Source organism: Rhodococcus sp. IEGM 1306 (assembly GCF_036541985.1).
Lineage (GTDB): Bacteria > Actinomycetota > Actinomycetes > Mycobacteriales > Mycobacteriaceae > Rhodococcus_F > Rhodococcus_F qingshengii.
Genome location: NZ_JAZHFF010000001.1, coordinates 959,229 through 985,639, shown reverse-complemented (window position 1 = coordinate 985,639; position 26,411 = coordinate 959,229). Strand labels below are relative to the sequence as shown.

Below are 26,411 nucleotides of genomic sequence, written 5' to 3'. Positions count from 1 at the left end.
GTATCCCCGATTGCTTTGTCCCGAGCACTCCCGCCCAGAACGGAGACGTCATGCGCAGACAGTGGTTGTTCGCGACGGTTGCGAGTAGCGCCCTGATCCTCACCGGTTGCTCGCCCGACGCCCTCGATTCCGGGGACAGCGCAGACAACGTCACTGCCATTGCGACGTCGCTGTCGCCACCCGCCGCCGCTGATGCACCCCTGCTGAAGACCGCCGACTCCCCACTCGGGACGATCGCCGTCGACGGCGAAGGCATGACCGTCTACGTCTACAACCCGGACGAGGAGAACTCACAAGCCGGGTCGTGCGACGAAGCGTGCCTGCGTTACTGGCCGGCGGTCACCTCGGTGACCGATTCACCCATCGTCGAAGGAATCGACGCCGTCATCGACACTGTCGACGGGCCTGAAGGATCTTTCCAGATCACCGTCAACGGCAAGCCCGTCTATCGGTACCTCGACGACAAGGTTCCCGGCGACATGCTCGGACAGAGCGTCGGCAGCCTGTGGTGGATGATCGACGCCGCCGGCAACCCTGTGTTCAAGACCGAGTAGCCCTCAGTTGTACGGCTGCCGAGCGGTTTCGGGGTCGCCGTACGTGATTGCCCGTTCCCGACGCGTTTTCGACGCCAAGGTTGCGCCCCAGTTGAGCACCGTGCTGGCGCGGTTGCGGAAACCGGCGAGGAATGCGATGTGGATGATTCCCCAGGACACCCACCCGATGAACCCGGACAACTGGACCGGCCCTGCCTGAAGCAACGCGTGGCGTCGCGAAATGTAGGCCGCGGTTCCAAGATCGCGGTACTTGAATGGTTTTCGGCTGGGCACGCCGTTTTCGACGGTTGCCGCGATCCGGGCACCGGCGTGCCGACCACCCTGCATCGCAACCTCGGCCACCCCGGCAAGTTTGTCCCGGGACATGAGGTCGCCCACCACGTAGACGTTCGGGTGGCCGGGAACGGTCAGATCGGCTTCCACCTCGATGCGGCCACCGCCGACCTGCTTCACACCCAGCGCCGTGGCCAGTGCCTCGGCGAACGGCACCGCTTCGACGCCCGCGGTCCACAAAATCGTGCGGGTCTCGTACTGCCGCTTCTCTTTTGTCTTCTTGTCCGTCGTCTCGATGCTGGTCTCGCACACGTCGGTGACGTGCACGCCGAGGTGAGTCTCGACGCCGATCCCGTCGAGAGTACGTTTGGCGGCGGCCGAGAGCTTGCGACTGAACGAAGGGAGCACCCGATCGTCGCCGTGGAAGAGCAGTACCCTTGCCTCGTCAGGGTCGATGGACCGGAACTCGTTGGTGAGCGCGTGCATCGCCAATTCGCGGATCTGTCCGGCTAATTCGACGCCGGTGGGTCCGCCGCCCGCCACGGCGAATGTCAGCCACGGTCGACGTTCTTCCGCAGTCGGGAGCGATTCGGCCATCTCGAACGCAGCAATGAGACTGCGCCTGATCGCCAAAGCGTCGTCGAGGGTTTTCATGCCGGGCGCCCATTTGATGAACTCGTCCTGGCCGTGGTAGGACTGGCGCATTCCAGCCGCCACGATCAGGTAGTCGTACGGCAATTCGAAGGTCGACCCGTCGAAGCGACTGGCAGTCAGTATCCCGGCGTCGGCGTCCACCGACTTGGCCTCGCCCAGAACGACGTTCGTGTTCTTGTTGTCCTCGAGCAGATGTCGCAGCGGACTTGCGATCTGCCCTTCGGAGAGCAGACCCGTGGCGCACTGGTAGAGCAGGGGCTGGAAGACGTGGCTGGTCCCTCGGTCGATCAGAACCACCTCGACGTCAGCCTTCTTGAGTCGTCTCGCTGCATACAGTCCACCGAAGCCGCCACCGACGATCACTACCCGGGGCTTACCGTTCGAGATGTGGATGCTCATCAGACAAACCTCGCTGTCACGGAGTTGGGCAGGAATCGTAGGGCCGCATCTATCCCTTGCCACTTGAGGCCGGGTAGCGCCGCTCGGGTGGTTTCCTTCTCGATAGCGTCGACCATGGCACTGACGCCTTCGTCCAGACTGGCCATGAGCGCAGCGTCGTCGCCGGCGCCGGCGGACATGTCGGTCTTGATGAAGCCCGGCAGCAGCGTGGTGACCCGAATAGGTGTGCGCGCCAACTCGATACTGAGCGCCTCACCCAGCGCCGCTACTCCCGCCTTGCTCGCCGAATAGGCCGCTTTTGGCCCGGGTAGCCCCCGATCCGCGCTTATCGAGGACACGAGAACCAGGTGTCCGGAGTCCTGCGCGCGGAAGATCTCGAGCGCAGCTTCACACTGCGACAGCGCGCCGACAAAATTCGTCTGCGCTGTTGCAAGATTCGCGTGCGCTTTTCCGGTTCCGATCTTGGCGCCCTTGCCGAGCCCGGCGTTCACGATCACCCGATCCAGACCACCCAGCTCGTCGCGTAGCTCACCGAAAACCCGGACGACGGAATCGTGTTCGGTCACATCGAGTTCGCGCACTGCGACGCTGATCGACGGGTACTGCGCCACCAGCTCCCCACGCAGCGTGTCGAGACGATCCGTCCGCCGGGCACACAACGCGAGGTCGCGACCGACCGCGGCGAATCTCCTGGCCATCTCCTCACCCAGACCCGAACTGGCACCGGTGATCAAAATCTTCTGCCGCGTCATGGGTGCAACTGTAACCATCATCGAGTTCTCGTACCCGGCGGTAACCGAGCGAACTCGGACCGATCCGGCATACCGTGGAGCAATGACCGACGAATTCGATGTCATCGTGATCGGCGGTGGACCCGCCGGCGAGAACGCCGCCGCATACGCCATCGCCGGAAGTAATCGCACCGCCGCAATCGTGGAACACGAACTGGTCGGCGGTGAATGCTCGTATTGGGCCTGTATGCCCAGCAAGGCACTACTGCGCCCGGGGCAGGTCCTCGAGGCGGCCGACGCCTTGCCCGGGATCCCGGCCGGACCGCTGGACGTCGATGCCGTTCTGAAACGGCGCGACTCGTTCACCCACAACCACGACGACTCGTCCCAGGTCGACTGGGCAACCTCCGCGGGCATCACCGTGATTAAAGGCCACGGGGTCATCGACGGCGAGCGAGCAGTGACCGTCGACGGGACCCGTAAGCTCCGTGCCCGCCAGGCCGTCGTACTCGCCACGGGAACGACCGCCACCGTCCCGAAGACACCGGGATTGCGCGAGGCACTCCCGTGGACCTCGCGCGACGCCACCAACATGCACGAGGTTCCGTCGCGAGTGGCGGTCATCGGCGGCGGAGTGGTCGCAACGGAGTGCGCAACGTGGTTGTCGTCGTTCGGCGCTCACGTGACGTTGCTCGTGAGGGGCGATGCTCTGTTGAAATCAGCAGAACCGTTTGCCGGAACGATGGTGGCCGAAGCACTCGGCGCCCGCGGTGTGGACGTTCGACTGAGCTCTGCCGTCAATTCGGTGTCACGCCCCGATGCCAAGGACACCGGCGAAGGTCACATCCACGGTGGACCCGTCAGCATCGAGACATCGTCCGGCGTGATCGAAGTCGACGAGGTCATCGTCGCGGCGGGCCGCGGCCCGACATCAGCCGATCTCGGCTTGTCCGTCATCGGCCTCGAGGACGGCAAGTACGTCACGACCGACGATCACCTCTGCGCCCAAGGTGAATGGCTCTACGCAGTCGGCGACATCAACGGTCGTTCTCCCCTCACCCACATGGGCAAGTATCAGGCGAGAGTCTGCGGAGACGTCATCGCCGCGCGGGCCGAGAGTCGCGGGCTCAGTGGACCTCGGTACACGGCGTCGGCGGACAACGGACAGGTCCCCCAGGTGGTGTTCACCTCACCCGAAATCGCCTGGGTGGGACGCACCGAGAAGAAAGCTCGCGACGACGGCTACGACGTCGAAGTCGTGGAGATCGAACTCGCCGTCGCGGGATCTTCGCTGCTGCGCGACGACTACTCGGGGCGCGCGAAGTTGGTGATCGACAAGGCCACCGACGTGATCCTCGGCGCTACCTTCGCCGGGCCCGAAGTATCCGAGCTGGTGCATGCGGCGACAATCGCGGTCGTCGGCGCCGTACCACTGGAAACTCTCTGGCATGCGGTGCCCTCGTATCCGACGGTCAGTGAAGTCTGGCTTCGATTGCTGGAGGCTCGCCGCTGACGCGCTCCCGAAGTACGTATAGTCGCGACATGGCGTCCGACATACTTGTGACCACGGCCGACGGCACCCTGCGCGGCCGCCGGGTGGGAAAACTTCGTGCCTGGCGCGGAATTCCCTACGCCCGGCCGCCGGTCGGAACACTGCGTCTGACGCGACCCCAGCCGGTCACGCCGTGGACCGGAGAACGCGACGCGACCAGGTTCGGCGACGCGTCTGTCCAACACAAGAAGGGGCTGTTGCTCGCGCCCGGGAAGTACCAGCCGAGCAGCGAGGACTGCCTGACGCTCAACGTGCTCGCCCCCGCGAACACCGGCAATACTCCGCGTCCCGTCATGGTTTTTATCCACGGTGGGGCAAACACCATCGGGACCTCGGCCACCGGCTTGTACTCGGGCGTGTCCCTCGTCGAACGCGGCGACGTCGTCTACGTCTCGATCAACTACCGGCTCGGCGCTCTGGGCTACCTCGATTTCACCCCGTTCTCCACATCCGAGCGCGTATTCGACTCCAACCTCGGACTGCGCGATCAGGTCGCGGCCCTGCAGTGGGTGCAACGCAACATCGCCGCCTTCGGTGGGGATCCTGAAAAAGTCACGATTTTCGGTGAATCCGCCGGAGCCACCGCCGTCACCACCCTGATGGCGACTCCGGCCGCCAAGGGACTCTTTGCCGGCGCTATCGCCGAGAGTTCGGCTCCGGATCTGGTCTCGAGCACGCAGCGATCGCATGCCTGGGGCGCGCGTTTCGTCGAGATCCTCAATTCCGGCCTACCACCCGCGAAGGCCCTGACCTCGGCGACAGCCGTCGAATTGGGCAGAGCCGGAAGCAGACTGGGCGCCGAGGTACTCGCGAACACACCTGGACTACATCCCTTCGGACCGGTCGTCGACGGCGACTTCCTGCCGCGCTCCCCCTTGGACGCATTCAAAGAAGGATCGGCACACCAGGTGCCGATGATCATCGGCACCAACAGACGGGAGGGGACGCTGTTCCCGAAGGTGCTCGACGCACTTCCGACCAACCCGTCGCGCATCGACACCATGTTTGCCCTCACCGATCCCGAGGCCGGGAAGCGCATCCTCGCGACCTATCCCGGCTACCCGGACGAGCAGTCCGCGATCGACGTCGGCGGAGACGTCACGTTCTGGCACCCGTCCGTGGAGTTGATGCAAGCGCACGCACAATCGGCGCCGACGTACGCCTACCGATTCGACTTCGCGCCGACGATGATGCGCTGGCTCGGCCTCGACGCCACACACGGATTCGAGATGTTTGCAGTCTTCGGCATCGGTGACACCCTTGTCGGGCGCGGCCTCACCCTTCCCGGCGGTCGACGCGGACTGCGCGCAGTCACCGAATCTGTTCAGGGACACTGGCTTCACTTCGCCGAGCACGGCTCGCCGCGCGGATCGTGGCCGCGCTACGAGGGGCAGGAGCGTCGGACCATGATCTTCGACGAGATCGTCCGCGTCGAGAACGATCCCAGACGTGAACAACGCTTGGCCTGGGCGGGATACAGCGGTTACCGTAGCCACGGCACCGACATCTCCCTACCGTGACGAGCCCCCTCGAGATCACTCTCGATTCCGGGGTCGTACGCGGGCGCCTCGATCGAGGACTGCGCACCTGGCGAGCAATCCCCTACGCAACGGCCCCGACCGGTCCTCGGAGATTTCGCGCACCGCAGCCGGTCGAGGCTTGGAATGGTGTCCGCCCGGCGGAAGCATTCGGCTCTCCGTCTCCGCAGCGCAAGAGCAATTTCGACGAGAACTCACTCTTCGTCAATGTCGTGGCTCCGCAGGTACCGTCGGATTCGTTGCGACCGGTCATGGTTTTCATTCACGGCGGCGCGTACAACGGCGGGAATCCGTCGACGCCCATGTACCGCGGAACGAGCCTGGTCGAACGTGGCGACATCGTCTACGTCTCGATCCAATATCGTCTCGGCGCGTTGGGCTACCTCGATTTCAGTGAATATTCCACTGCGGAAAGATCATTCGAGACGAACCTCGGATTGCGCGATCAGATCGCCGCGATGACGTGGGTCCAACGCAACATCGCCGCTTTCGGCGGCGACCCGAACGCCGTCACCGTCTTCGGTGAATCGTCCGGCGCCAACGCGGTCACCACTCTGATGGCAACGCCGGCGGCACGAGGGCTGTTCGCCCGGGCCATCGCTCAAAGCCCGCCGGCTGCTTCGGCATACGGAAAAGAGCGAGCGCACCGTTGGGCACGCGAGTTCCTCGAGATCGCACAGGCTCCGGATACCGATCCGGGATCGTGGCTGCGCTCCGCTTCGGTGAAGGACCTGGTCGCTGCCGGCGAAGAACTTGCGCGCCGCGGCGCGGACGAAGAACCCGGAACGCGGGCATTTGCCCCCGTGGTGGGTGACGACGTCCTTCCCGAACACCCGCTCGACGTGTTCGCCGCCGGACGCGCCCACCCCGTTCCGCTGCTCGTCGGTTCGAATCTCCACGAGGGAAGAATCTTCCCGCGCGTTCTCGATATCTTGCCTACCGACCCGGTTCGGATCGAGAAGATGTTCTCCCACACCACCCCTGAAGTGAAAGCACGTGCGCTCGCGGCGTATCCCACGTATCCGCACCGGTTTGCTGCCGCAGATCTCGGCGGCGACATCACGTTCTGGGAGCCCGCGATACTCTGCGCACAGGGTCATTGCCAGGTAGCTCCTACCTACAGTTACCGCTACGATTTTGCGCCTCGCCTGCTCAGACTCGTCGGCATGGGCGCTACCCACGCCACCGAATTGCTTGCGGTCTTCGGGCGTTCGGATGCACTCACCGCGGCCTTGACCGCGGTCGGTGGGCGCCGCGGACTGACTGCGGTGACCTCCACCATGCAGCGCCACTGGATCCATTTCGCCCGCCACGGAGTGCCGGACCGGGATTGGCCCGCCTACTCCGTACCGGAGCGGCAAACAATGATCTTCGACGAGACGTCCCGAGTGGAGAACGACCCGATGGGTGAGCGTCGACGGGCTTGGATCGGCTACGAGCACAGGCGCTGAAGCCCGATCAGAAGAACTGACCTTTCACGAAACCTGCGAGTAGGACGGCAAATCCGCCCACCTCACCGAGGATCAGCAGAAACATCCCGAGGTGCAGGGGCGGACCGGCGGACTCGAACTGATTGTCGGTGTCCTTCATCGCACCGTGAGCGATGTAGCTGAATATCGCTGCGAGAAAGAAGAACACGACCACTGCGGCACTGGTCAGGTTGATCCACGTCGGCCACGCACTGAGTTCGACGAACACCGCGATCAGCAGCGTCGCAAACGAGTACATCAGGGCAGCGCGGTGTGCGATGTCGACATACGGATGGGCGAGGTGATTGTCCGAAGTGGCCATCTGTCGGTATTTCCAGATTCCCAGGCACAGGGAGAGAAGGAAGATCAAACCGGCCGCGAGAAGCGTCAGTGTCGTGTCGATCCCCAGCGTCATCTGCCCACCCCGCAGTGCGTTTCCAGCGAGTCACCGCTGGGTGATCCAGCCGAAGGCTTGTCGTAGACGACAACCAGCACCACCGCACGATCCGCCGACACCGACCGCATCCGGTGCGGCGTATTCGCGTCGAAGTACAAGCTGTCGCCGGCGTCGAGGTGCATCGTCTGCCCGGGGATTTCGAATTCTACGGATCCGGAATGCACGAACACGAACTCCTCTCCCGTGTGGTCCATGAACTTGGGACCCATCACCGAGGCCGGATGAACCACGAACGGCTGCATGGCCTTTCCGACCAGTGAGGGCGCGATCGGATCGTAGACGGAAGACTGCACGGAGTTGGCCGGGTCGATCACGCGGTCCTTCGCGCGCACGATCGTCATGGCATTTCCCTCCATACTGTCCGAGAACAGTTGCCCCACATCGGCGTCGAGCACACGCGCAATCTTGAGTGCCACCGCGATCGACGGGGTACTGATACCCCGCTCGACCTTGGAGAGATAGCTCTTCGTCAGACCGGTCTGCTCGGCCAGGCCCTCGAGCGTCAGACCGGCGCGACGCCGATGTGTTCGCAAAAACGCTGCCATTCGGTTCCCCTCACGCGACTTTGTGTCATCACCCTACCAATACATTGACCTGCGGCGATCAGCGATGCAGGAATCGAGGGTTGCGCATTTCCGTCCTATATGACACTTTGTGTCTTATAGGTGACTGAATGTCATTGATTTCCGGGTCCCGAGAAAGGCACACCCCATGACCGACACGATGCGTGCGAGCAAGCAGGAACTCATGGCCACCGCCGAGACGAAGATGCTCACCGAAGTAACGACAGGTAGTTGGACTCTTCGACAGAAGATCGCACTGACCTGCCGGGCACTGTCGGACGCCGGCCACGACTCCGGCCTTGCCGGACAGATCTCCGCCCGCGGTGGGCAGCCAGGAACGTTTGTCACACAGCGACTCGGCCTCGGGTTCGACGAGATCACCGAGGACAACCTCCTGCTCGTCAACGAGGATCTCGAAGTCCTCGACGGGGAGGGCATGCCGAACCCCGCCAACAGGTTCCACAGTTGGATCTACCGCGCACGACCCGACGTCAACTGCATCGTCCACACACACCCGCTACATGCGACGGCGCTGTCGATGCTCGAGATTCCCCTCGTCGTCTCCCAAATGGACATCGCGCCGCTCTACGACGACTGCGCATTTCTCGCCGACTGGCCCGGGGTTCCCGTGGGAAACGAGGAGGGCGAGATCATTTCGGCTGCACTCGGCGACAAGCGGGCAATTCTGCTCGCCCACCACGGCCAACTCGTCGTCGGCAACACGGTCGAAGAGGCATGCTCTCTCGGGCATCTGATCGAGCGAGCGGCCAGACTGCAGTTGCTGGCGATGGCTGCCGGAGACATCAAGCCGCTACCGCCTCGCCTGGCGAAGGAGGCACACGATTGGACACTGACTCCTCGGCGCAGCGAGGCGAACTTCGCCTACTACGCCCGTCGCGCTCTCCGCAATCATCCCGACACACTGACCAACTGACTTTTGTTTCCCACCAACAGAACTGAGAGCCTCATGAGCAGCACCATCAAGGGAATCGTCGCCTATCCCATCACCCCGTTCGACCGGGACACCGGAGCATTCGACCCCAAGCCGCTACACACGCTCCTCGACAGCATGATCAGCAGTGGTGTCGACGCGATAGCCCCACTCGGCAGTACCGGCGAGAGCGCCTATCTCGACGATGCAGAGTGGGAGACGGTCGCTCGGGAGACTGTCGACTACGTCGACCGCCGAGTCCCCACCGTCGTCGGAGTGTCGGATCTGACGACGGCGGGAGCACTCCGCCGAGCATCGATCGCGGCAGACGCCGGAGCCGACGCAATGATGATCCTCCCCACGTCGTACTGGCATCTGGGTGAGCAGGAGATTCGTGAACACGTCACCGCGGTGGCCGATTCCGTCGACATTCCCACGATGATCTACAACAATCCGGCCACCACCGGGATCGACATGTCGCCGGAATTTCTCGTCGATCTCGTCTCCACCGTCGACGGCGTCACGATGATCAAGGAATCCACCGGCGACATCACCCGGATGAACCGCATCAACGAACTGAGCGGTGGCACGATCCCCTTCTTCAACGGCAGCAATCCTCTTGCACTGCAATCTTTCTCTGCCGGTGCAAGCGGATGGTGCACGGCAGCCCCGTGTCTGGCCCCCGAACAGGTGGTGCACTTCTGGCGTCTACTCGAATCCGGTGATCGGTCGGGTGCCGCCGCTGTGTTCGAACAGATCGAGCCGCTACTGAAGGTCCTCGTCAGTCGCGGACTGCCGTCGACGGTCAAAGCCGGGTTGGAATCTCTCGGCATCGACGCCGGCCTTCCCCGCCGGCCCCTGCTGTCCCTCGACGACAACACCAGGACAGCTTTGTCCGACGCTCTGTCGGTGGCTCGCGGTGTAATCGTCGCGTCGTGACCTGACGTGGGAGTGGGTTCCGGCAAGATGGGATGCACACCGACCGAAGGAGGGGCACCATGTCCGTAGATTCACGGTCTGCGAGGATCGCCGTCACCGGCGCGACCGGTCATATCGGCGGACTGGTGGCCCGGTCGTTGGGCGACGCCGGTGTCCCGCAGCGGCTGATCGCACGGTCGGTCAACCGATTACCGCAGCTCCCCGGTGCCGATTCGGCCGAGACCACGTACGGGGATCAGAAGCGCGCTCTCGCGGCTCTGGCCGGAATCGACACCCTCTTCATGGTCTCGGCGGCCGAAAGCGCAGATCGTCTGGATCAGCACCGCACCTTCATCGACGCCGCAGCGGAGGCCGGGGTCAGGCACATCGTGTACACGTCTTTCCTCGGCGCTGCTCCGGACGCGACGTTCACGCTCGCTCGCGATCACTGGGTCACCGAAGAACATATCCGCGCTTCCGGGCTCGCATTCACCTTCCTGCGCGACAGCTTCTACCTCGATTTCCTACCCGCTCTCGCCGGTGAAGACGGTGTGATCCGCGGACCCGCAGGGGACGGTCTCGTCGGCGCGGTAGCGCGCTCCGACATTGCTGCCGTCGCTGTGTCGGTTCTGCAGGATCTGGATTCTCATGTCGGACAGACGTACAACCTGACCGGACGGGAGGCACTGACGCTCTCCGAGGCCGCGAGCATCATCACCGAAGTCACCGGCAAGCGAACCACGTACGTCGAGGAAACGCTCGAGGAAGCTTACGAATCGCGGGCGTCGTACAACGCACCCGCTTGGGAACTCGACGCATGGGTGTCGACGTACACCGCAATCGCGCAGGGTGAATTGGCGCTGATCACGGGCACCGTGGAGGACCTTGTCGGCCGGCCTGCGCTCACGCTGCGTGAATTCCTCACAGCAGAAACCGCCTGATGCCACCACGCAAAGCAACCACGGCACGCAAGACTGCCGCAAAGAAGGCTGCACCGAAGAAGGCTGCACCCAAGAGGAACACGACCAGAAAGACCGCCCCGAAGAAGACTGTCGCAAAGAAGAGCTCACGCGCGACGATCCCGGATGTGCCGACTGCCGGCCCTGGTGAGAGAGTCTGGCTCCTCGACGTTCCCTTTCGGACGCCGGCGCCTGGTGCGCAATTCGTCAAGAAATGGAAGAGCTACGCGTGGGTCGGTACGGAGTTGCCCGTAGAACTCGCTCCATTCAAGGCACTCCCCTTCTCTTATCAGCAGTGGGTAGAGGACGACATCAATGACAGCACCGGTGAACGTCCCGTTGCTGTACCCAAAATTCCTCGGCCCGAGCAGGTTTCGGGGGCTGCAGCCGTCGTCGATGCCGCTCGCGCCGGCAAACGCGGATTTCTGTTGGCAGACAATGCAGGCCTGGGTAAGACGCTGATCGCAGTGATGTCTGCCAAGACGATTGCCGAGGAGCGCGGCGAAACCAACATCCTCGTCCTCGTCGATCGACCCGCACAGATCACCATTCCGCATTGGCGCTATTCCATCGCCTCGGTGGGCGACGGTGGATTCCGCTGGTTGATCATGTCGCCTGACCAATTGAAGAAGCTGATCGCGCGAAACGGCCGCCCCAAGTACACGTTCGGTGTGGTGATTGCCGACGAGGCCCAGCTGTACAGCAACGACACACAGCGCACGGCCGCATTCGAGAAGGTCGCGCGCTTTTCGAATGCTCACGAGCAAGCGCCGTTCGTCCTGTCCGTGACAGCAACACCGGGACACACGCCGGCCGATCAGCGTTACCTGGCACCGCTTTTCGCGCAGCTGCATTCAGAACCTTCGGAGTACTGGTCCGACCTGGGCGCCAGGCTGGTCGAGTCCGGCCTTCCGCTGGACAAGTCCTACGGGAAGTGGACGTGGAGCGCAGAGGCGAAGGAATCACCTGCGCTGCAATCTCGCGCGCTCGAGACCGTGCGTGGGTGGATGTCGAACAGCAAACCGCCCTTGATGATTCATCGACCGACTCCGTGGGGACCCGTTCCGCTCGACGGTATGCCGATCGACCTCACCCATGCCCAGCGCGCCGAGTACGAGACGGAGTGGGCCGAGTACGCCTACGAAATGGGATTGGCCCGCAAGAGTCGCAACATCGCGCGCGGCCGTGCGCTGGTTCTGCGCTACCGACAGAAAGCGGGCATGATCCGCGCCGAGTCGACGGCCCAGTGGGCGCAGGCGCAGGTCAAGGGAGGCAAGCAGGTGTTGGTGGCCGTCGAATTCGTCTCCACGGCAGGTGATCCACTGGTCGAGATGATCGAAGACGCCGGGATCTCGGTGGCAAAACTGTTCGGCGCGGTGCCGGACAAGGAGGGTCAACGTCTGCGGTTTCAACGCGGGGACGCACCGGTCATCGTCTTCAATGTCACGACCTCGATCTCGCTCCATGCCAACGAAGCACTCCCGGACGGCACTCACGCGTCCCCGTTGCCACGGACGGGAATCTTTCATCAACCGCGATACTCAGGGATCGCGGCAGAACAGACGTTCGGTCGGTCGCATCGCGACTACCAGACGTGCCCGTGGGTCATACCCTTCGGCGTGGGCACCAAGGAAGAGGACGTCGCCACGGTCATGTTGCGCAATCTCAATTCGGTCACAGGTCTGAAAGGTGGTGATCGATCCGGTCTGCGGTCGCTGTCCGAACTGCTCGGCGTCGAGTGGCTAGAGCCTGATGTCTTGACCTCGGAGGGTTGATCTTCCAACGACCGTCCAACGCGCACAAACGAACGGTTTCGGCGGTATGCCCCAATTCTACTCCACCAAAACCGAATTCGGCTGACCGCTTCATTCCTTTCGGGACCTTGGGACTCAGGTATCTGTGACCAGACGTGGCAGACTCTTTCGAGTCGAGGTGCACCAGCCTCGAAACAGTGCCGAGAATGCGAGGGGTCCGATGCGCAATATCTACCGGTCATTGATGCGCAATGTCGGCCATACACAATGGTTCTCGGATCTCGGCAAGGATCTGGTTCCGCTCGATCGAGCAGTGCAGAGAGTGTCGGGAGGCAAGCTCTCGCTGGTCGGAGAGAACACCGTGACTCAGCTACTGCTCACCACGACGGGCCGTAAGACCGGCCGTTCTCGAACCACGCCACTCCTGTACGCACCCGACGGCGATGCGTTTGTCGTCGTCGGTTCGAACTGGGGGCAGGATACGCATCCAGCATGGACACTCAATTTGATGGCAAACCCCACCGCAATCGTGACAGTGAAGGGCGTCGAAATACCGGTCGGTGCGAGTCTGGCGGAGGGCGCCACGCGTAAGAAGCTGTGGGAGCTCGCGACCACCACGTGGCCGCCGTACGAAACCTACGCCGATCGAGCATTCGGGCGCCAGATCCGCGTATTTCGACTCCAACCTGTCAAATAACTGCTGCCGGGCGCAGGATGGGAAGGACCACCCTGCCGATCTCAGGAGCATTCGCGAATGTCCACAGCACTGACTCACGCAGAAGACACACAGATCACAGCTTCCAACGGGCGGATCGCACTGGAGCCGAACCCCCGCCGAATTCGAGCCTTCTTCGCTGGTCACGCCGTCGCAGACACCACTCGTTCGGTATACCTTTTCGAACGCGGCCGCCTGCCGATGTACTACATCCCCCTCGCGGACGTTCGTACCGAATTCCTCGTCCCGACGTCGACGACCACCCATTGCCCATGGAAAGGTGACGCCACCTACTGGACGATCGAGATCGGGGATCGCCGGGCCGAGGACGCCGTCTGGACCTACCCTGAACAGTTCGACGGTTCCCTGGATCTGAGTGAGTACGTCGCATTCTATTGGGATCGCATGGACGCCTGGTACGAGGAGGATCAACAGGTCTTTGTCCACGCCCGCGATCCATACGTACGTATCGACGCACTCCCCTCGTCCCGCCACGTCCGGGTTTTTGTCGGCGACGTACTGGTCGCCGAGACGAGACGACCCAGACTGCTCTTCGAAACCGGACTGCCCACGCGGTACTACATTCCGAGAATCGACGTTCACAGCGAGTACTTTGCGCCGTCCCCGACCACCACGGCCTGCCCCTACAAGGGCACTGCGTCGTATCTGTCGTTCACCGGCACAACCGAACTCGCTCCGATCGAGGATCTGGCGTGGTTCTATCCGTTCACTACCGCCGAAGCGTCCGGGATCGACGACCACGTGTCGTTCTATCCCGAACGCGTCGGCAAGATCCTGGTGGACGGTGCCGAAATCTGAAAGGTGCTGGAGCCGAGAAGGTGTGGGTGCCTACCCCACTGCAACAGGGGATTCCGGGATTCGCAGTTCAGCCGTCTCCAGTCGGCGATCATGCACCCACACCATCGCCGTTGCAACGGAGAAGACCAACCCGGCGATGCATACTCCGTTCCAGCCGTACGACTTCCACACCACTGACCCCACCGCCGAGCCCACGGCAGCACCGACGAAGTAGGTGGTCATGTACACGGAATTCACACGCGAACGCGCTTCGGGGACAAGGGCGTAGATCACGTTCTGGTTGCTGACGTGCACTCCCTGCAGCGCGAGGTCGGCAAGGACGATGGCAACGAGAAACCACACCACGTGGGTGGCACCGGCGACAAAGGGAAGCCACGACACCAAGAGAATCGCGATGGCGCCGCCGGTCGCCAGCTGACCCAATCCCCGATCGGCCAGTCTGCCCGCCACCGTCGCCATCAAAGCTCCCGCCACACCGAGTAGTCCGACCAAGCCGATTTGAGTGTCGCTGTAGCCGAATTCGCCGGACAGAAGAAAGGCCATCGTCGTGAAGACGGTGCTGACAGCAGCAAAAGCCAGTCCGCCCATGGCCGATCGGGTTCTCAGGCGCGGCAAGGTCGCAGCCAACTTCCCTACCGAAGCGAGCGTTGCGCGGTAGCTTGCCTTCGGGCGATCTGCGGAATCGGAAGGCAGAGATCGCCACAATGCCACGGCCATCACCACCATCAGCACCGCCGCAACCTTGTATACCGTCGACCAACCTCCCAGTCCGGAGAGGACGCCGGCAACGCTGCGCGCCAGCAGGATTCCGATCAGCAGTCCGCTCATGATCGTGCCGACCACCTGACCGGACCTCTCAGGTTCGGCCAGTGAGGCGGCAAACGGAATGAGCACCTGGGCGGCGACCGAAAAGACTCCAGCGACAGCGATTCCCACTGCCAGCGTGGCAAAGTTGGGCGCAAATCCGCTGACCGCTTGACCGGTCGCCGCCAGCAGCATGAGCCCTACCGTCAGCTTGCGTCGGTCCACCATGTCGCCCACCGGAACCAGAAGTATCAATCCGAGTGCATACGCGACCTGCGCGATGGTCACCGTCGCGGCCGCTGCGGAGGCCGACACATTCAGGTGATCTGCGATGGAATCGAGGAGTGGCTGGTTGAAATAGTTACCGCCCGCGCACAGGCCCGTCGCCGCAGCCATCAGCAGCACTATCGGTAGTCCGAGCCTCGGACGCGCGTCGCTTGAAATCATGTCGTCAAGCATGACCGCCTACACCGAAGCGCGTCCAATAGATAGATATGCATGATCTATCTCCAGAAACGATAGATTGGTGCAATGGAACTACGTCACATCCGCTACGCCCTGGCAGTCGCGGAAGACAGACACTTCAGCCGAGCAGCGTCGCGGTTGCACGTTTCCCAGTCCGCCTTGAGTGCCCAGATCAGAGACCTCGAAAAGGAACTGGGAGTCGAATTGTTCAACCGGAACAGCCGAAACGTCGGCCTGACTGCTGCAGGCGAGGTTTTTGTCGCCCGCTCCCGCGAGGTACTCGGCGCCGTGTCGAGACTCGTCAGTGATGTCTCGGCACGGAGCAACGAGCAAGTGCGGTTGACGGTCGGCACCATCACCTCGGCGGGGCGCGTCGACGTCGGACGCGCGCTGGCAGATCTGACACGGCGCCACCCTGCAATCAACATCACCGCGCGACCGTACGGCAGTGAAGTAGTTATCGAGGGAGTCCGGTCCGGTGCAATCGACGTCGGCATTGTCGGATTGGCCGCAGGTCGCCTACCCAAGAGCTTTGCCGCCGCACCGCTGTGGAGTGAACCCACCGCAGCGTTCGTTGCTCCTGACCATCCCTTCGCCCAGGCTTCGTCGATCAGGCTCGAAGACCTACGCGATCACACTCTCGTGGACTTCGCCTCCGGCAGCGAGGCCCGTGTCCAAACCGACCAAGCCTTCGCCGAATCACAGGTCCCTCGGGGAAAAACACTTGAAGCCAACTCGGTAGACCTGATCTGTTCACTGACCGCCAACGGCCTGGGCGTAGGTTTGCTCCCCCAGTCCATGAGCGCCCTGCACCCCGAATTGGTCTGTATTCCGATCACCGATGCGCCGCATCGGATCGTCCACGCAATCACCGAACCCACCCATTCGTCGGCGCTCGCCCGCGAGTTCGTCGAACTACTCGCAGCGCAGTTCGCTACTTGAGCAGTTTCGACATTCGCCTGTCCGCCAACGGTTTACCGCCGGTCTGGCACGTCGCGCAGTATTGAAAAGAGCGCTCCGCGAACGACACTTCGCGTACGACGTCACCGCACACCGGGCACGGAAGTCCGGTACGAGCATGCACTCGCATCCCCGAGCGTTTCTCACCTTTGAGCCGGGCCGCGTCCTGACCTTCCGAACGCTCGATCGCGTCGGCCAGCGTAGATCGCATCACGGCATACAACGTCGAAATCTGATCCGGCGTCAGCCGCGACGAGGTCGCGAAAGGCGAGAGTTTCGCGGTGTGGAGGATCTCGTCCGAGTAGGCGTTCCCGATACCGGCGATCAACGACTGCTCGACTATCGAGTTCTTGATCCGCGCCGACGTTCCGCCCAGAATCTGTGCGAACTCGGCTTCGGTCACGGCCATCGCGTCCGGCCCCAACCGGGCGATGCCCGGAACCTCCTGCGGATCGTTCACGACCCAGACGGCGAGGCGTTTCTTGGTGCCGGCTTCGGTGAGATCGAATGCCGGCGTCAACCCTTCGGGTGTGAAGAAATGAACGCGCAGCGCCAACGGCCCCTTCCCCGGCTTCGGCGGCGTCGCCGATGGATTGTCCAGCCAGCGCATCCAGCCGGCACGGGAGAGATGCGTGACCAACCACAACCCGTCGCAATCCAGAGCCAGATGCTTCCCGAAGCGGGCGGCGCCCGTGACGTCACGCCCCTGCAGAGCGGTGATCGGCGGATCGAAGGTCTTGAGCACACTCAATGCAGCGATGTCGACGCGTCCCACCACTGCGCCGACCGCGTGCTGACGAAGGAACCCTGCCAGCGCTTCCACCTCGGGTAGTTCAGGCATGGCAACAGACTAACGCCGACCACGGACACTCACAGCGCGCTCAGTCCGTTTCCGTCTGCAGCACCACCGAATGCCCACCGCGTGCCTTCGCGGAGTACATCGCCCGATCCGCTCGCCGCAGCAGAGTCGGGTAGGTGACCAGCGCATCATCCGCTGATTCGAAAGGCCCTGCGATCTTCGCGATTCCGACGCTCATCGCCACCTCGGGATGATCGGGCGAGGTGATCGTCGAACGGAGTAGCTCATGTTCGAGTCGATGGAACGAGCGTTGATCGACCGAATCGACGATGACGAACTCGTCGCCGCCTATCCGTGCGATCAAGGCCGCCGGGCCGGCGCATTCGACCAGTCTCGATCCGACTTTTTCGATCACGGCGTCACCGACGGTATGTCCGTACTCGTCGTTGATGGCCTTGAATCGATTGATGTCGACGGCGGCGACTACCAAGAGCGCCGAGTGCGTGTACGACCGCTCCAGCAACAGTCGCACTTCGTCGGCCAGTCCCCTCCTGTTGAGCAGTCCGGTCAGTGGGTCCAATTGCGAGTTCAACGCGTCGGTGCCGAGGATGGAGAAAATGAACTGACAGGCAAAGGGAATCACGTAGATTGCCGCGCCGACCAGTACTACCAACGCGACCAGAACCGGAGCATCCACATCGTTTTCGACCACCGCCGTACGTGTCACGATGCCGATGACCACGACGAGTACCCACAACATGTGAAGGCTCTGTATTCGAGCATTGTGGAAGAACGCGATGTATCCGCCGATCACCGAGAACATCACGGCGTGTGCCAGTGCTGCAAGTGGATTGGAGTACAGCAGCATTGCGGCCGCTATTCCCACTTCCGAGTAGAGCACAAAGGCGTAAGACCAGGAACGGGAGAGATTTCGCCTCGTCGAGAGGGCGACGGCCATCATCACGGTTATGACCATGATGACTGCGTTCGCGGAGCGCGCGTGCGCAGTGGTCGGGCCCTGTGGACTGAAGCGAGTGAGGAACATGATCACGGTGACCAGTACCAACGAGCAGACGACGAGAAACCGCGAGGCGACGGTCAACCCTTTGTCCGCGAGATAGCGATTGAAGGTGTCGAATTGGTCCGGACGCCGATACCAATCGACAAGTTGAGAAGAGATCAGCCGGAACGCGGGACCCGAGAGCGGTCGTCGAGACGCCACGGCGTCCGAACGCTCAACACTCTCGGCAGATTCCATAGTGTCAGGGTAATCCAGTCAACTCCCCGCAATCAGACAATTTTCACTGTTTGCCGTCCCACATCACAACCTGATCGCCGCCGGCGGCCTTCGCGCGGTACATCGAGGCATCGGCTACTCGAAACAGTTCCGTCAACTCCTCGTCGGAAATAATCGACGACCATTCGGCAGAGGTGATCGCGACTCCGACGCTGGTGGTCACTACCGGATCACGATCGTCGATTCGCAAGTGCCTTCGCAGATTGTCTTCGAACGCAGGCGCTGCGCCGACGTCTATCGTGTCTACCAACACGAACTCGTCCCCACCGAATCTGGCGAAGAGCGCCTTCTCGCCGCCGCACCACCGCAGTCGATCAGCAATCTGGCGAAGTACGAGATCGCCTTCTTCGTGCCCCTGTGAGTCGTTGACGCTCTTGAACGAATCGACATCGACAATCGCGACGACATACGACGACTTGCTCGACGCATGCCCCGTCGCCCCCATTTCGACAACAGCTCGCTGCAGCCCGCGCCGATTCAGAAGCCCTGTCAACGGATCCACGTCCGAACTGTCCGCGTCGGAGCCGAGAAGTGAGAGGACGAACTGGCAGGCGAACGGGATGACCACGATCCCGGTGGCGATGATCAGACACAGTGCGGTGGCCAACGCAGGATCCGCGTAGACCGCAACCTTTCGGCCGACCACTGCCAGAACCACGATGGACAGCGCGATGTGAACCGCCTGGAGTCTCGCGTTGTGAAAGTACGCGATGTAACCACCGATCAGTACGAAGAGCACACACTGGATCAACCCGATGAAAGGGTCGTTGTTCAAGAACACACCGACGAATACGCCGACCTCGCAGTAGGCGACAAAGAAGTACGACCACCGACGCGTGATTTCGGGCAGAAGGCAGAAGAGCACGATCACCGCAATCGTGACGGCGATGATAACGGCGTTGACGACGCTGGTGACGTGGTTGTGCACGCCAGCGTCGCTGAAGCGCAGCAGAGTCATCGCAATGATGACCGTCGTCAGCGAGCCGATGACCAGCAATCGGACAGCTAGCTCCAGGCCCTTCGTGGCGAGGTATCGATTGAAACTGTCGAATTGATCAGGACGCCGATACCACTGAACCAGAAGGTCGAAAGCCGACTTCACAGCTGATTTTTCACGGCCACGCGGCGCGGGCAGAATCGACTGCAGTCGGTCCTGCCCGAACGATGTCATGCGCAGATCATAGGTGCGCAGACCGTCGTTCGGGATCAAGAGTGCAGGATCGAGGCGGCAAATTCAGGGTCGGTTGTCAGCGCCGAACGAGGTACGTATCCATGATCCAACCGTGCTTCTCACGCAACTCCGCCCGGCGAGCGACGATCTGATCTTCGACGTCACGCAGTTTGCCGGAAATCAACTCCTCGTCCGGGGTCCCGAGGTACGCGCCCCACCAGATCTCGGCGTCGTTTTCGCTTACCTGAGTGAAGGTGCAATGCGCGTCGAGCATCACGACGGCATTGTCCACGCCGTCGGGCAATCCCTCGGCCAGTTTGCGGCCGGTCGTGATGTGGATGGGTTCGCCGATTCGGTTCAGGACGATCCGGTGTTGTGCAGCCAGCGACTGCACGCTGGTGATTCCCGGGATGACGGAGTAGTCGAACGAAACTCTCCCGCGAGCGAGCACGCGCTCGACGATCCGCAGAGTGCTGTCGTAGAGGGAGGGATCACCCCAGACGAGAATCGCGCCGACGCCAGGTTCGGCCGCGAATTCCGCTTCGAATTTCGCGGCCCGACGCTCGTGCCAGTCCTCGACGACGCCCTCGTAGTCGGTCGGGGTTCGGTCCCGCGGCGGGTCCGTGATCTCGACCACCTTGTAGTCGAGGTGAACGTGCTCGTCGAGAATGCCGGTGCGCAAGTCGACCAGGGCCTGCTTCTCGTCACCCTTTCCGATGATGAAGAAGGTATCGGCCCTGTTCATGGCCTTGATCGCCTGAACCGTCACCTGGTCGGGATCACCAGCACCGATACCGATCACCAAGAGTTCGCGCATGTGCCGAGGCTATATTGCCGTAGACTGATTCCCGTGACTGTCTCCACTGCTTACGAAGACCTCCTCCGGCTCGTCATGGAGACGGGTACCGCCAAATCCGATCGAACCGGAACCGGCACCCGCAGCATCTTCGGTCACCAGATGCGTTTCGATCTTGCCGACGGCTTTCCGCTCGTCACCACCAAGAAGGTCCACCTCAAGTCGATAGTCAACGAACTCCTGTGGTTCCTGCGCGGCGACTCCAACGTGGCGTGGCTGCACGAGCACGGCGTCTCCATCTGGGACGAGTGGGCCGACGAGAACGGTGAACTCGGCCCCGTCTACGGCGTCCAGTGGCGTAGCTGGCCCACCCCTTCGGGCGAGCACATCGACCAGATCACGCAGACCGTCGAGACTCTGCGCTCCAACCCCGATTCGCGGCGGATCATCGTTTCGGCGTGGAACGTCGCCGACATTCCGCAGATGGCCCTGGCGCCGTGCCACGCTTTCTTCCAGTTCTACGTCGCCGACGGCAAGCTCTCCTGCCAGCTGTACCAGCGCAGCGCCGACATGTTCCTCGGCGTTCCGTTCAACATCGCCAGCTACGCGCTGCTCACCCACATGATGGCCCAGCAGGCCGGACTCGACGTCGGCGAGTTCGTCTGGACCGGCGGCGACTGCCACATCTACGACAATCACGTCGACCAGGTGACCGAGCAGCTCGGCCGCGAACCGCTGCCGTTGCCGACCCTGAAGCTGAACAAGCGCGACTCCATCTTCGACTACACCTTCGAGGACGTGGAGATCGTCGACTATCAGCACCACCCCGCGATCAAAGCCCCGGTAGCGGTCTGACGATGACCGATCGCACAGTCACCCTCATCTGGGCGCAGGCCCACGGCGGCGTCATCGGCGCCGACAACTCGATCCCGTGGCGCGTGTCCGAGGACATGGCTTACTTCAAACGCGTCACCATGGGCCATCCGGTAATCATGGGGCGGCGCACCTGGGACTCCATTCCATCGAAGTTCCGTCCGTTCAGCGGGCGTCGGAACATCGTCGTCACACGCGATCCGCAATGGCACGCCGAAGGCGCCGAGGTAGTCCACAGGCTGGACGACGCCCTGGCGTTGCCGGACGGTGACGTCTTCGTCGTCGGTGGCGGGCAAATTTATTCGGCTGCACTGCCATTCGCAACGCATCTACTGGTGACCGAGATCGACCTCGACGTCGCCGGTGATGCTTTTGCTCCCGAGATCGGCCCCGAATGGAACCTGAAATCCGACGAGCCCTGGCAGACCTCGGAGAAGAGCGGCCTGCGCTTCCGCTGGTTGGAGTACACGCGCTGACCGACTTCCGCCGATAACGAGGCACCTCGCGAGTGAGTCGGTCATACTCCAAGAAGGACATTCACCGCTTCCGAGAGGTCTTCGATGGACAAGAAGTCACTGACCGCTCTCGCTCGCCAACAGTTGAAACTGGCGGGCTCGGCGACCAGCGGTCGCAGTTCACAAACCGTCTACGGTGGCCACCAGCGCAGCCTGCGACAGACGGTGATCGCGCTGAGCGCCGGCAAGAGCCTCGCCGAACACGACAGTCCGGGCGAAGCCACATTGTTGGTCCTGAGCGGGAAGCTGAATCTTGTGTGTGGGAGCGACCAGTGGAAAGGATCCACGGGTGATTTCCTGACCGTCCCGGCCGACCGGCACAGCGTCGAAGCGCTCGAAGACGTTGCATTTCTACTGACCGTCGCCATGAAGGGCTGAAATCGGTAGCGTCTTCCGCGTGAGCGAAACCGTGATCGAAGTGTCCGTCGTCGCAGCCCCGTCCGTACTCTGGCCCGCGCTGCGCGACCCGTCGCTGATTCGACGTTGGTTCGGCTGGGAGTACGACGGACTCGACGACGAAATCACCCAGATCTACTCCACCGCTGAGGCCGACCCCGAAGCGTTGACGCTGAAACTCGGAAACGGCGACCGTTTCTCACTTCGCGAACAGGACGGCAAGACGGTCGTCCGCATCGATCGGCCGGCCAAATCTGCCGACGACGACTGGTACGACGACATCACCGAGGGCTGGACGACATTCCTCCAGCTGCTCAGATTCGCAGTGGAGCACCACGGACTGGCCGAGCGTAAAACCATTTATCTCGACGGCCTTCTGCTCCCCGGTGAGAACGTGGCAAGCGTCCTCGGGTTCACCGAAATCGAATTGGAAGCGGGAAGTCGGTACGCGGTGACAATCGCTCCCGGCGACTATTTCGAAGGCGTAGTCGACTACGTCACCGACCACCAATTCGGGTTGACAGTCGAGGATCTCGGCCCTGGCCTGCTGTCTGTCGCCACCCAGTCGGTGACGGCGCAGCGGCCCGACGGAGGCATGTCCATCCTGCTGACCACCTACGACCTGAGCGATGACGAGTTCGACGAGATCAAGCATCACTGGTCGTCGTGGTGGGAAGGTCGCCGCCAGGAGAGCTGACGTTCGGTGAGGCGATATGCTTCGACCATGGTCGAAGCTTCGGGTCACAGTCCGGCACGTACGTTCGGCGAGTTGCTCGACCGCCTGGGCGATTCCAATGCCGACATACCGACACTCCACCGCCTGCTCGAGGCGGTCCTGGTGGTCGGCTCCGGCCTGGACCTCGACCTGACGCTTCAACGGATCATCACCTCTGCGACAACGGTTCTGGATTGCCGCTACGGCGCCCTGGGGGTCGCGGCGCCGGGGGGCGGGCTCTCGGAATTCGTGTACGAGGGAATCTCCGGGTCCCAACGCGCGACCATGGGACATTTCCCCGAAGGTCATGGCGTGCTGGGTGTTCTGATGAATCACCCGCAGACTTTGCGTGTGGCCCATCTCGGCGACCATCCCGAATCGGTGGGATTCCCCGCAAATCATCCACCGATGGAGAGCTTCCTCGGAGCGCCGATCATGATGCGGGGAAAGGTGTTCGGAAGCATCTACCTGACCGAGAAACGGGGACAGGCCGAGTTCACCCAGGAAGACGAGGTCATTCTCGAAGCCCTCGCCATCGCAGCCGGTATCGCTGTGGAAAACGCCCGACTGTTCGAGCAGTCACGAACTCGTGAAAGATGGCTCACCGCAACATCTGCCATCCGCTCGCGGTTGCTGGCCGGTGACTCGCTCGAGGACGGCCTGCAACTTCTTGCCAGTCGCGTTCGGGACCTGACCGGCGTCGACGACGTGATCGTGGTGATCTGCGAGAACGGCTACGCACAGGTTCACGCCGCGGCCAGCGCCCGGACCACGTCACGTGGAGTCAGAATCCCGGCGACCACTTATCCGTTCGACGTGGTGCGGAGCACTCGAAAGCTACAGGTACTCACCACTTTAGGCGCACTCACCGAACTGGTGCCGTCGGCCGGGAGTGCGGTCGTGGCACCGATGTGCGTCGCCTCGGGTGTAGTCGGCGCGGTCATCGTGGCGTCGAATTCCACCAACACGCACTGGGATCACGACGAACTGACCCGGATCGAGTCGATGGCCGAACTCGGCTCCGTTGCAATCGAGTTCGACGAGAAACAAAAGGCGCAACGCCTGTTGTCCGTTCTCGCCGACCGCGACCGCATCGCACGAGACCTGCACGACAACGTCATCCAGCGACTGTTCGCGAGCGGAATGAGCCTGCAGAGCACGCTTCCGGACGAGACCCTCCCGGAGTCGGCGCGCGCGATTGTCAAACGATCTCTCGAACAGCTCGACAAGACAGTCCGCGAGATCCGGACAACCATCTTCGATCTGCAGACTCCCACAGCCACCGATTCGTCGAGCCTGCGCCGGCGCCTCCTCGATGTCATCGGCGACGCCACCGCACAGTCCGCGGTGACCCCGAGCGTCCAATTCTCCGGCGCCATCGACACTCTGGTGAATCCCGGGATCCACCAGCACGCCGAAGCCGTGCTGCGTGAGGGGTTGAGCAACGTCCTTCGGCATGCACACGCACGCCACATCACCATCGCTGTCACCGCGGACGTCGAATTTGCGATCACGATCGAGGACGACGGCGTCGGACTCCCCTCCGACTTCCACAAGAGCGGACTGCACAATCTGGAGCGCCGCGCCGAACATTGCGGCGGTACGTGCACGATCGTCAATCACGATCCGAGCGGTGCACGCCTGCTCTGGCGAGTACCGCTCGGTCGCACCAACTCGAATCGACCGAAATCCGGTCGTTAGATCCTAGCGACTGCCGCTACGGATTTCGGTCGCCAGCACCGCAGCCTGAGTACGACGCTGCATGCCCAGCTTCGAGAGCAGACGCGTCACGTAGTTCTTGACCGTCTTCTCCGCGAGGAACAATCGCGCGCCGATCTCCCGGTTGGTGAGCCCCTCTCCGATGAGGTCGAAGACTGCTCGCTCCTGATCGGAAAGTTCGGCCAACGGATCAGCTGTACGGTCGCTGCGGATCCGCTGCATCAGCGCCTCGGTTGCACGACTGTCGAGCAGTGAACCGCCGCGCCCGACTGTGCGGACTGCAGCGACCAGATCGGTTCCGAGAATCTGCTTGAGGACGAATCCCGAGGCGCCCGCCATGATCGCGTCGAGCAACGCCTCGTCGTCGGCGTACGACGTGAGCATCAGGCAGCGGAGGTCGGGAAGCATCGAGCGGAGTTCTCGGCACAGTTCGACGCCGTTGCCGTCAGGCAGGCGTACGTCCAGAACAGCGACGTCGGCGTTGCTCTGCGGTACCGCGGCCAGCGCTTCCCCCACGGACGCCGCCTCGCCCACCACCACGAAGTCCTCGACCCCACCGAGTAGGTCGAACAATCCGCGTCTGACGATCTCGTGATCGTCCACCAGGAATATCCGCGTTGTCATCGAACCCCTCCAAAAGACATCTCACGTCGAACGGTACCGGAGACGGTGGACTCAGAACTCATGGAATGCATTCTCTTCACTTGTTGACGTGCCGGACGATGAGAACCGGGCAATCCGCGGTGTGCAGGAGCGCTCGACTGGTCGATCCGAGGAGCATTCCTGCGAATCCGCCGCGCCCGCGACTGCCGACGACTATCAACTGCGCCGTCTCCGCATATTCGCTCAGGACTCGGACCGGACGGTCACGCGCGACGACTCTTTCGACGACGACGTCCGGGTAACGCTCGGTGAATCCGGCCAATTGCTCCGCGAGGACAACTTCCTCACCCGTCTGGATGCTGCTCCACAGTGGGTCGTCGGGGGTGGCGCCCAACGAGGGCTGCACACTCACGTCGCTCCACACGTTGACGGCGATCAAGGTGGCGCCCCGCGCGGAGGCCTGCTCGAAAGCGTGCTCGACTGCCTCGATGCTGCTTTCGGATCCATCGACACCGACGACGACGGGGCCCTCGGTCGGCGGTCGACCGTCGAGCGTCCGTCCTCGGACAACTGCAACCGGAGATTCGCCGTGCGAGACAACCGAGACCGTCGCAGAACCGACGACCAATCCGGTGAATTCGCCGTGCCCGCGAGGGCCGAGCGCAATGATGTACGCGCCCTTGGACAATTCGATCAGGCGATCGGAGACGCTGCCGTCGAGTAGTTCGGTGACGATCTCGAGGTCGTCGTCGATGCTTTGCCGCGCGAGAATCTGTGCGCTGTCCAGACGAGCGGTGGCAGTGCGCCGCAGTTCGTCCTTGAAGCTCTCGGCGAGGTAAGGCTCGGAGTAGTAGAAGGCTGGGATGTGCACCACCGTCGCGATGTGGAGCGGTCGACCGAGCGCCACCGCGGTCCTCGCCGCCCAGACGACAGCCGACGACGCCGATTCCGAACCGTCTACCGCTACGACGACGGGTTTGGTTGCACTCATGTTCGTCCCTCCACAATCGAC

The 26,411-nt window shown here is 62.6% G+C and carries 27 protein-coding genes; 16 read left to right on the top strand and 11 right to left on the bottom strand.

Annotated features, from left to right (window positions below; translation table 11 throughout):
• Window positions 1–50 precede the first annotated feature (50 nt).
• On the top strand, window positions 51–554 hold the full coding sequence (locus tag V3587_RS04885) for a COG4315 family predicted lipoprotein (protein ID WP_019744765.1): 504 nt from the start codon (window positions 51–53) through the stop codon (window positions 552–554).
• 3 nt (window positions 555–557) lie between these two features.
• Here the strand turns inward: V3587_RS04885 and V3587_RS04880 are convergent, their stop codons facing one another.
• The gene (locus V3587_RS04880; RefSeq protein WP_003946361.1) at window positions 558–1,880 is read right to left on the bottom strand and encodes an NAD(P)/FAD-dependent oxidoreductase; all 1,323 of its coding nucleotides are present in this window, start codon (window positions 1,878–1,880) and stop codon (window positions 558–560) included.
• Window positions 1,880–2,632 carry an SDR family oxidoreductase gene (locus V3587_RS04875; RefSeq protein ID WP_208690366.1) on the bottom strand — a complete coding sequence of 251 codons (753 nt, stop codon included), beginning with the start codon at window positions 2,630–2,632 and terminating at the stop codon, window positions 1,880–1,882. The genes V3587_RS04880 and V3587_RS04875 overlap by 1 nt, the downstream gene beginning before the upstream one ends.
• An 82-nt stretch (window positions 2,633–2,714) precedes the next feature.
• Here V3587_RS04875 and V3587_RS04870 point away from each other — a divergent pair, with 82 nt between their 5' ends.
• Genes V3587_RS04870 through V3587_RS04860 form a run of 3 tightly spaced genes read left to right on the top strand, consistent with a single transcriptional unit; the run spans window position 2,715 to window position 7,152 of the window.
• Window positions 2,715–4,124, top strand: a complete 1,410-nt coding sequence (locus V3587_RS04870; protein WP_099698260.1) for a dihydrolipoyl dehydrogenase family protein — start codon at window positions 2,715–2,717, stop codon at window positions 4,122–4,124.
• Window positions 4,125–4,153: 29 nt separating this feature from the next.
• Window positions 4,154–5,683, top strand: coding sequence for a carboxylesterase/lipase family protein (locus V3587_RS04865; protein WP_003946388.1), 1,530 nt, complete (start codon window positions 4,154–4,156; stop codon window positions 5,681–5,683).
• The gene (locus V3587_RS04860; protein ID WP_099698252.1) at window positions 5,680–7,152 is read left to right on the top strand and encodes a carboxylesterase/lipase family protein; all 1,473 of its coding nucleotides are present in this window, start codon (window positions 5,680–5,682) and stop codon (window positions 7,150–7,152) included. Before V3587_RS04865 ends, V3587_RS04860 begins: the two co-directional genes overlap by 4 nt.
• Before the next feature lie 7 nt (window positions 7,153–7,159).
• On the opposite strand, the gene V3587_RS04855 is transcribed toward V3587_RS04860, so the two are convergent.
• Together V3587_RS04855 and V3587_RS04850 are read right to left on the bottom strand one after the other, a co-directional pair.
• Window positions 7,160–7,585 (bottom strand): hypothetical protein, encoded by a 426-nt coding sequence (locus V3587_RS04855; protein WP_003946354.1) that lies wholly within the window; start codon window positions 7,583–7,585, stop codon window positions 7,160–7,162.
• Window positions 7,582–8,172: a helix-turn-helix domain-containing protein gene (locus V3587_RS04850; protein WP_003946400.1), complete on the bottom strand. Its 591-nt coding sequence runs from the start codon at window positions 8,170–8,172 to the stop codon at window positions 7,582–7,584. The genes V3587_RS04855 and V3587_RS04850 overlap by 4 nt, the downstream gene beginning before the upstream one ends.
• A gap of 166 nt (window positions 8,173–8,338) precedes the next feature.
• Between V3587_RS04850 and V3587_RS04845 the strand changes: the two genes are divergently transcribed.
• The 6 genes from V3587_RS04845 (at window position 8,339) to V3587_RS04820 (ending at window position 14,286) form a co-directional block, all read left to right on the top strand.
• Complete coding sequence (locus tag V3587_RS04845; protein WP_007727641.1) at window positions 8,339–9,124, top strand: aldolase; 786 nt, start codon at window positions 8,339–8,341, stop codon at window positions 9,122–9,124.
• 33 nt (window positions 9,125–9,157) lie between these two features.
• Window positions 9,158–10,060, top strand: a complete 903-nt coding sequence (locus tag V3587_RS04840; protein ID WP_007727643.1) for a dihydrodipicolinate synthase family protein — start codon at window positions 9,158–9,160, stop codon at window positions 10,058–10,060.
• Window positions 10,061–10,119: 59 nt separating this feature from the next.
• Window positions 10,120–10,980, top strand: a complete 861-nt coding sequence (locus V3587_RS04835) for an SDR family oxidoreductase (protein ID WP_283376175.1) — start codon at window positions 10,120–10,122, stop codon at window positions 10,978–10,980.
• Window positions 10,980–12,773 (top strand): DEAD/DEAH box helicase family protein, encoded by a 1,794-nt coding sequence (locus tag V3587_RS04830; RefSeq protein WP_283376174.1) that lies wholly within the window; start codon window positions 10,980–10,982, stop codon window positions 12,771–12,773. The genes V3587_RS04835 and V3587_RS04830 overlap by 1 nt, the downstream gene beginning before the upstream one ends.
• 199 nt (window positions 12,774–12,972) lie before the next feature.
• Complete coding sequence (locus tag V3587_RS04825) at window positions 12,973–13,449, top strand: nitroreductase/quinone reductase family protein (RefSeq protein ID WP_003946395.1); 477 nt, start codon at window positions 12,973–12,975, stop codon at window positions 13,447–13,449.
• A gap of 57 nt (window positions 13,450–13,506) precedes the next feature.
• The gene (locus V3587_RS04820; RefSeq protein WP_050655572.1) at window positions 13,507–14,286 is read left to right on the top strand and encodes a DUF427 domain-containing protein; all 780 of its coding nucleotides are present in this window, start codon (window positions 13,507–13,509) and stop codon (window positions 14,284–14,286) included.
• Between the two features lie 30 nt (window positions 14,287–14,316).
• Here V3587_RS04820 and V3587_RS04815 read toward each other — a convergent pair whose 3' ends face one another.
• On the bottom strand, window positions 14,317–15,549 hold the full coding sequence (locus V3587_RS04815; protein WP_042921334.1) for an MFS transporter: 1,233 nt from the start codon (window positions 15,547–15,549) through the stop codon (window positions 14,317–14,319).
• Between the two features lie 72 nt (window positions 15,550–15,621).
• On the opposite strand from V3587_RS04815, the gene V3587_RS04810 reads away from it, so the two are divergent.
• Window positions 15,622–16,497, top strand: a complete 876-nt coding sequence (locus V3587_RS04810; protein WP_007727651.1) for a LysR family transcriptional regulator — start codon at window positions 15,622–15,624, stop codon at window positions 16,495–16,497.
• On the opposite strand, the gene V3587_RS04805 is transcribed toward V3587_RS04810, so the two are convergent.
• The 4 genes from V3587_RS04805 to cobF form a co-directional block, all read right to left on the bottom strand.
• A complete protein-coding gene (locus V3587_RS04805) occupies window positions 16,490–17,356 on the bottom strand; it encodes an Fpg/Nei family DNA glycosylase (RefSeq protein ID WP_007727653.1) in 867 nt (288 codons plus the stop codon). The two genes, V3587_RS04810 and V3587_RS04805, sit on opposite strands and share 8 nt — an antisense overlap.
• Window positions 17,357–17,396: 40 nt before the next feature.
• Window positions 17,397–18,572, bottom strand: coding sequence for a GGDEF domain-containing protein (locus V3587_RS04800; RefSeq protein WP_283376173.1), 1,176 nt, complete (start codon window positions 18,570–18,572; stop codon window positions 17,397–17,399).
• Window positions 18,573–18,615: 43 nt separating this feature from the next.
• A complete protein-coding gene (locus tag V3587_RS04795; protein ID WP_223304416.1) occupies window positions 18,616–19,782 on the bottom strand; it encodes a GGDEF domain-containing protein in 1,167 nt (388 codons plus the stop codon).
• A 76-nt stretch (window positions 19,783–19,858) separates the two neighbouring features.
• On the bottom strand, window positions 19,859–20,599 hold the full coding sequence (gene cobF, locus V3587_RS04790) for a precorrin-6A synthase (deacetylating) (RefSeq protein ID WP_042921340.1): 741 nt from the start codon (window positions 20,597–20,599) through the stop codon (window positions 19,859–19,861).
• Window positions 20,600–20,632: 33 nt separating this feature from the next.
• Here cobF and V3587_RS04785 point away from each other — a divergent pair, with 33 nt between their 5' ends.
• The 5 genes from V3587_RS04785 to V3587_RS04765 all read left to right on the top strand — a co-directional run bounded on the left by V3587_RS04785 (window position 20,633) and on the right by V3587_RS04765 (window position 24,778).
• Window positions 20,633–21,433 (top strand): thymidylate synthase, encoded by an 801-nt coding sequence (locus V3587_RS04785; protein ID WP_003946427.1) that lies wholly within the window; start codon window positions 20,633–20,635, stop codon window positions 21,431–21,433.
• 2 nt (window positions 21,434–21,435) lie between these two features.
• Window positions 21,436–21,927, top strand: coding sequence for a dihydrofolate reductase (locus tag V3587_RS04780; RefSeq protein ID WP_065351257.1), 492 nt, complete (start codon window positions 21,436–21,438; stop codon window positions 21,925–21,927).
• A gap of 84 nt (window positions 21,928–22,011) precedes the next feature.
• A complete protein-coding gene (locus tag V3587_RS04775) occupies window positions 22,012–22,344 on the top strand; it encodes a cupin domain-containing protein (RefSeq protein ID WP_003946336.1) in 333 nt (110 codons plus the stop codon).
• A gap of 19 nt (window positions 22,345–22,363) precedes the next feature.
• Complete coding sequence (locus V3587_RS04770) at window positions 22,364–23,059, top strand: hypothetical protein (RefSeq protein WP_065351258.1); 696 nt, start codon at window positions 22,364–22,366, stop codon at window positions 23,057–23,059.
• Window positions 23,060–23,086: 27 nt separating this feature from the next.
• Complete coding sequence (locus V3587_RS04765; RefSeq protein WP_042921348.1) at window positions 23,087–24,778, top strand: sensor histidine kinase; 1,692 nt, start codon at window positions 23,087–23,089, stop codon at window positions 24,776–24,778.
• A gap of 3 nt (window positions 24,779–24,781) precedes the next feature.
• Here the strand turns inward: V3587_RS04765 and V3587_RS04760 are convergent, their stop codons facing one another.
• Together V3587_RS04760 and V3587_RS04755 are read right to left on the bottom strand one after the other, a co-directional pair.
• On the bottom strand, window positions 24,782–25,420 hold the full coding sequence (locus tag V3587_RS04760; protein ID WP_003946380.1) for a response regulator: 639 nt from the start codon (window positions 25,418–25,420) through the stop codon (window positions 24,782–24,784).
• A 76-nt stretch (window positions 25,421–25,496) separates the two neighbouring features.
• Complete coding sequence (locus V3587_RS04755; RefSeq protein WP_003946389.1) at window positions 25,497–26,390, bottom strand: universal stress protein; 894 nt, start codon at window positions 26,388–26,390, stop codon at window positions 25,497–25,499.
• Between the last annotated feature and the right edge of the window lie 21 nt (window positions 26,391–26,411).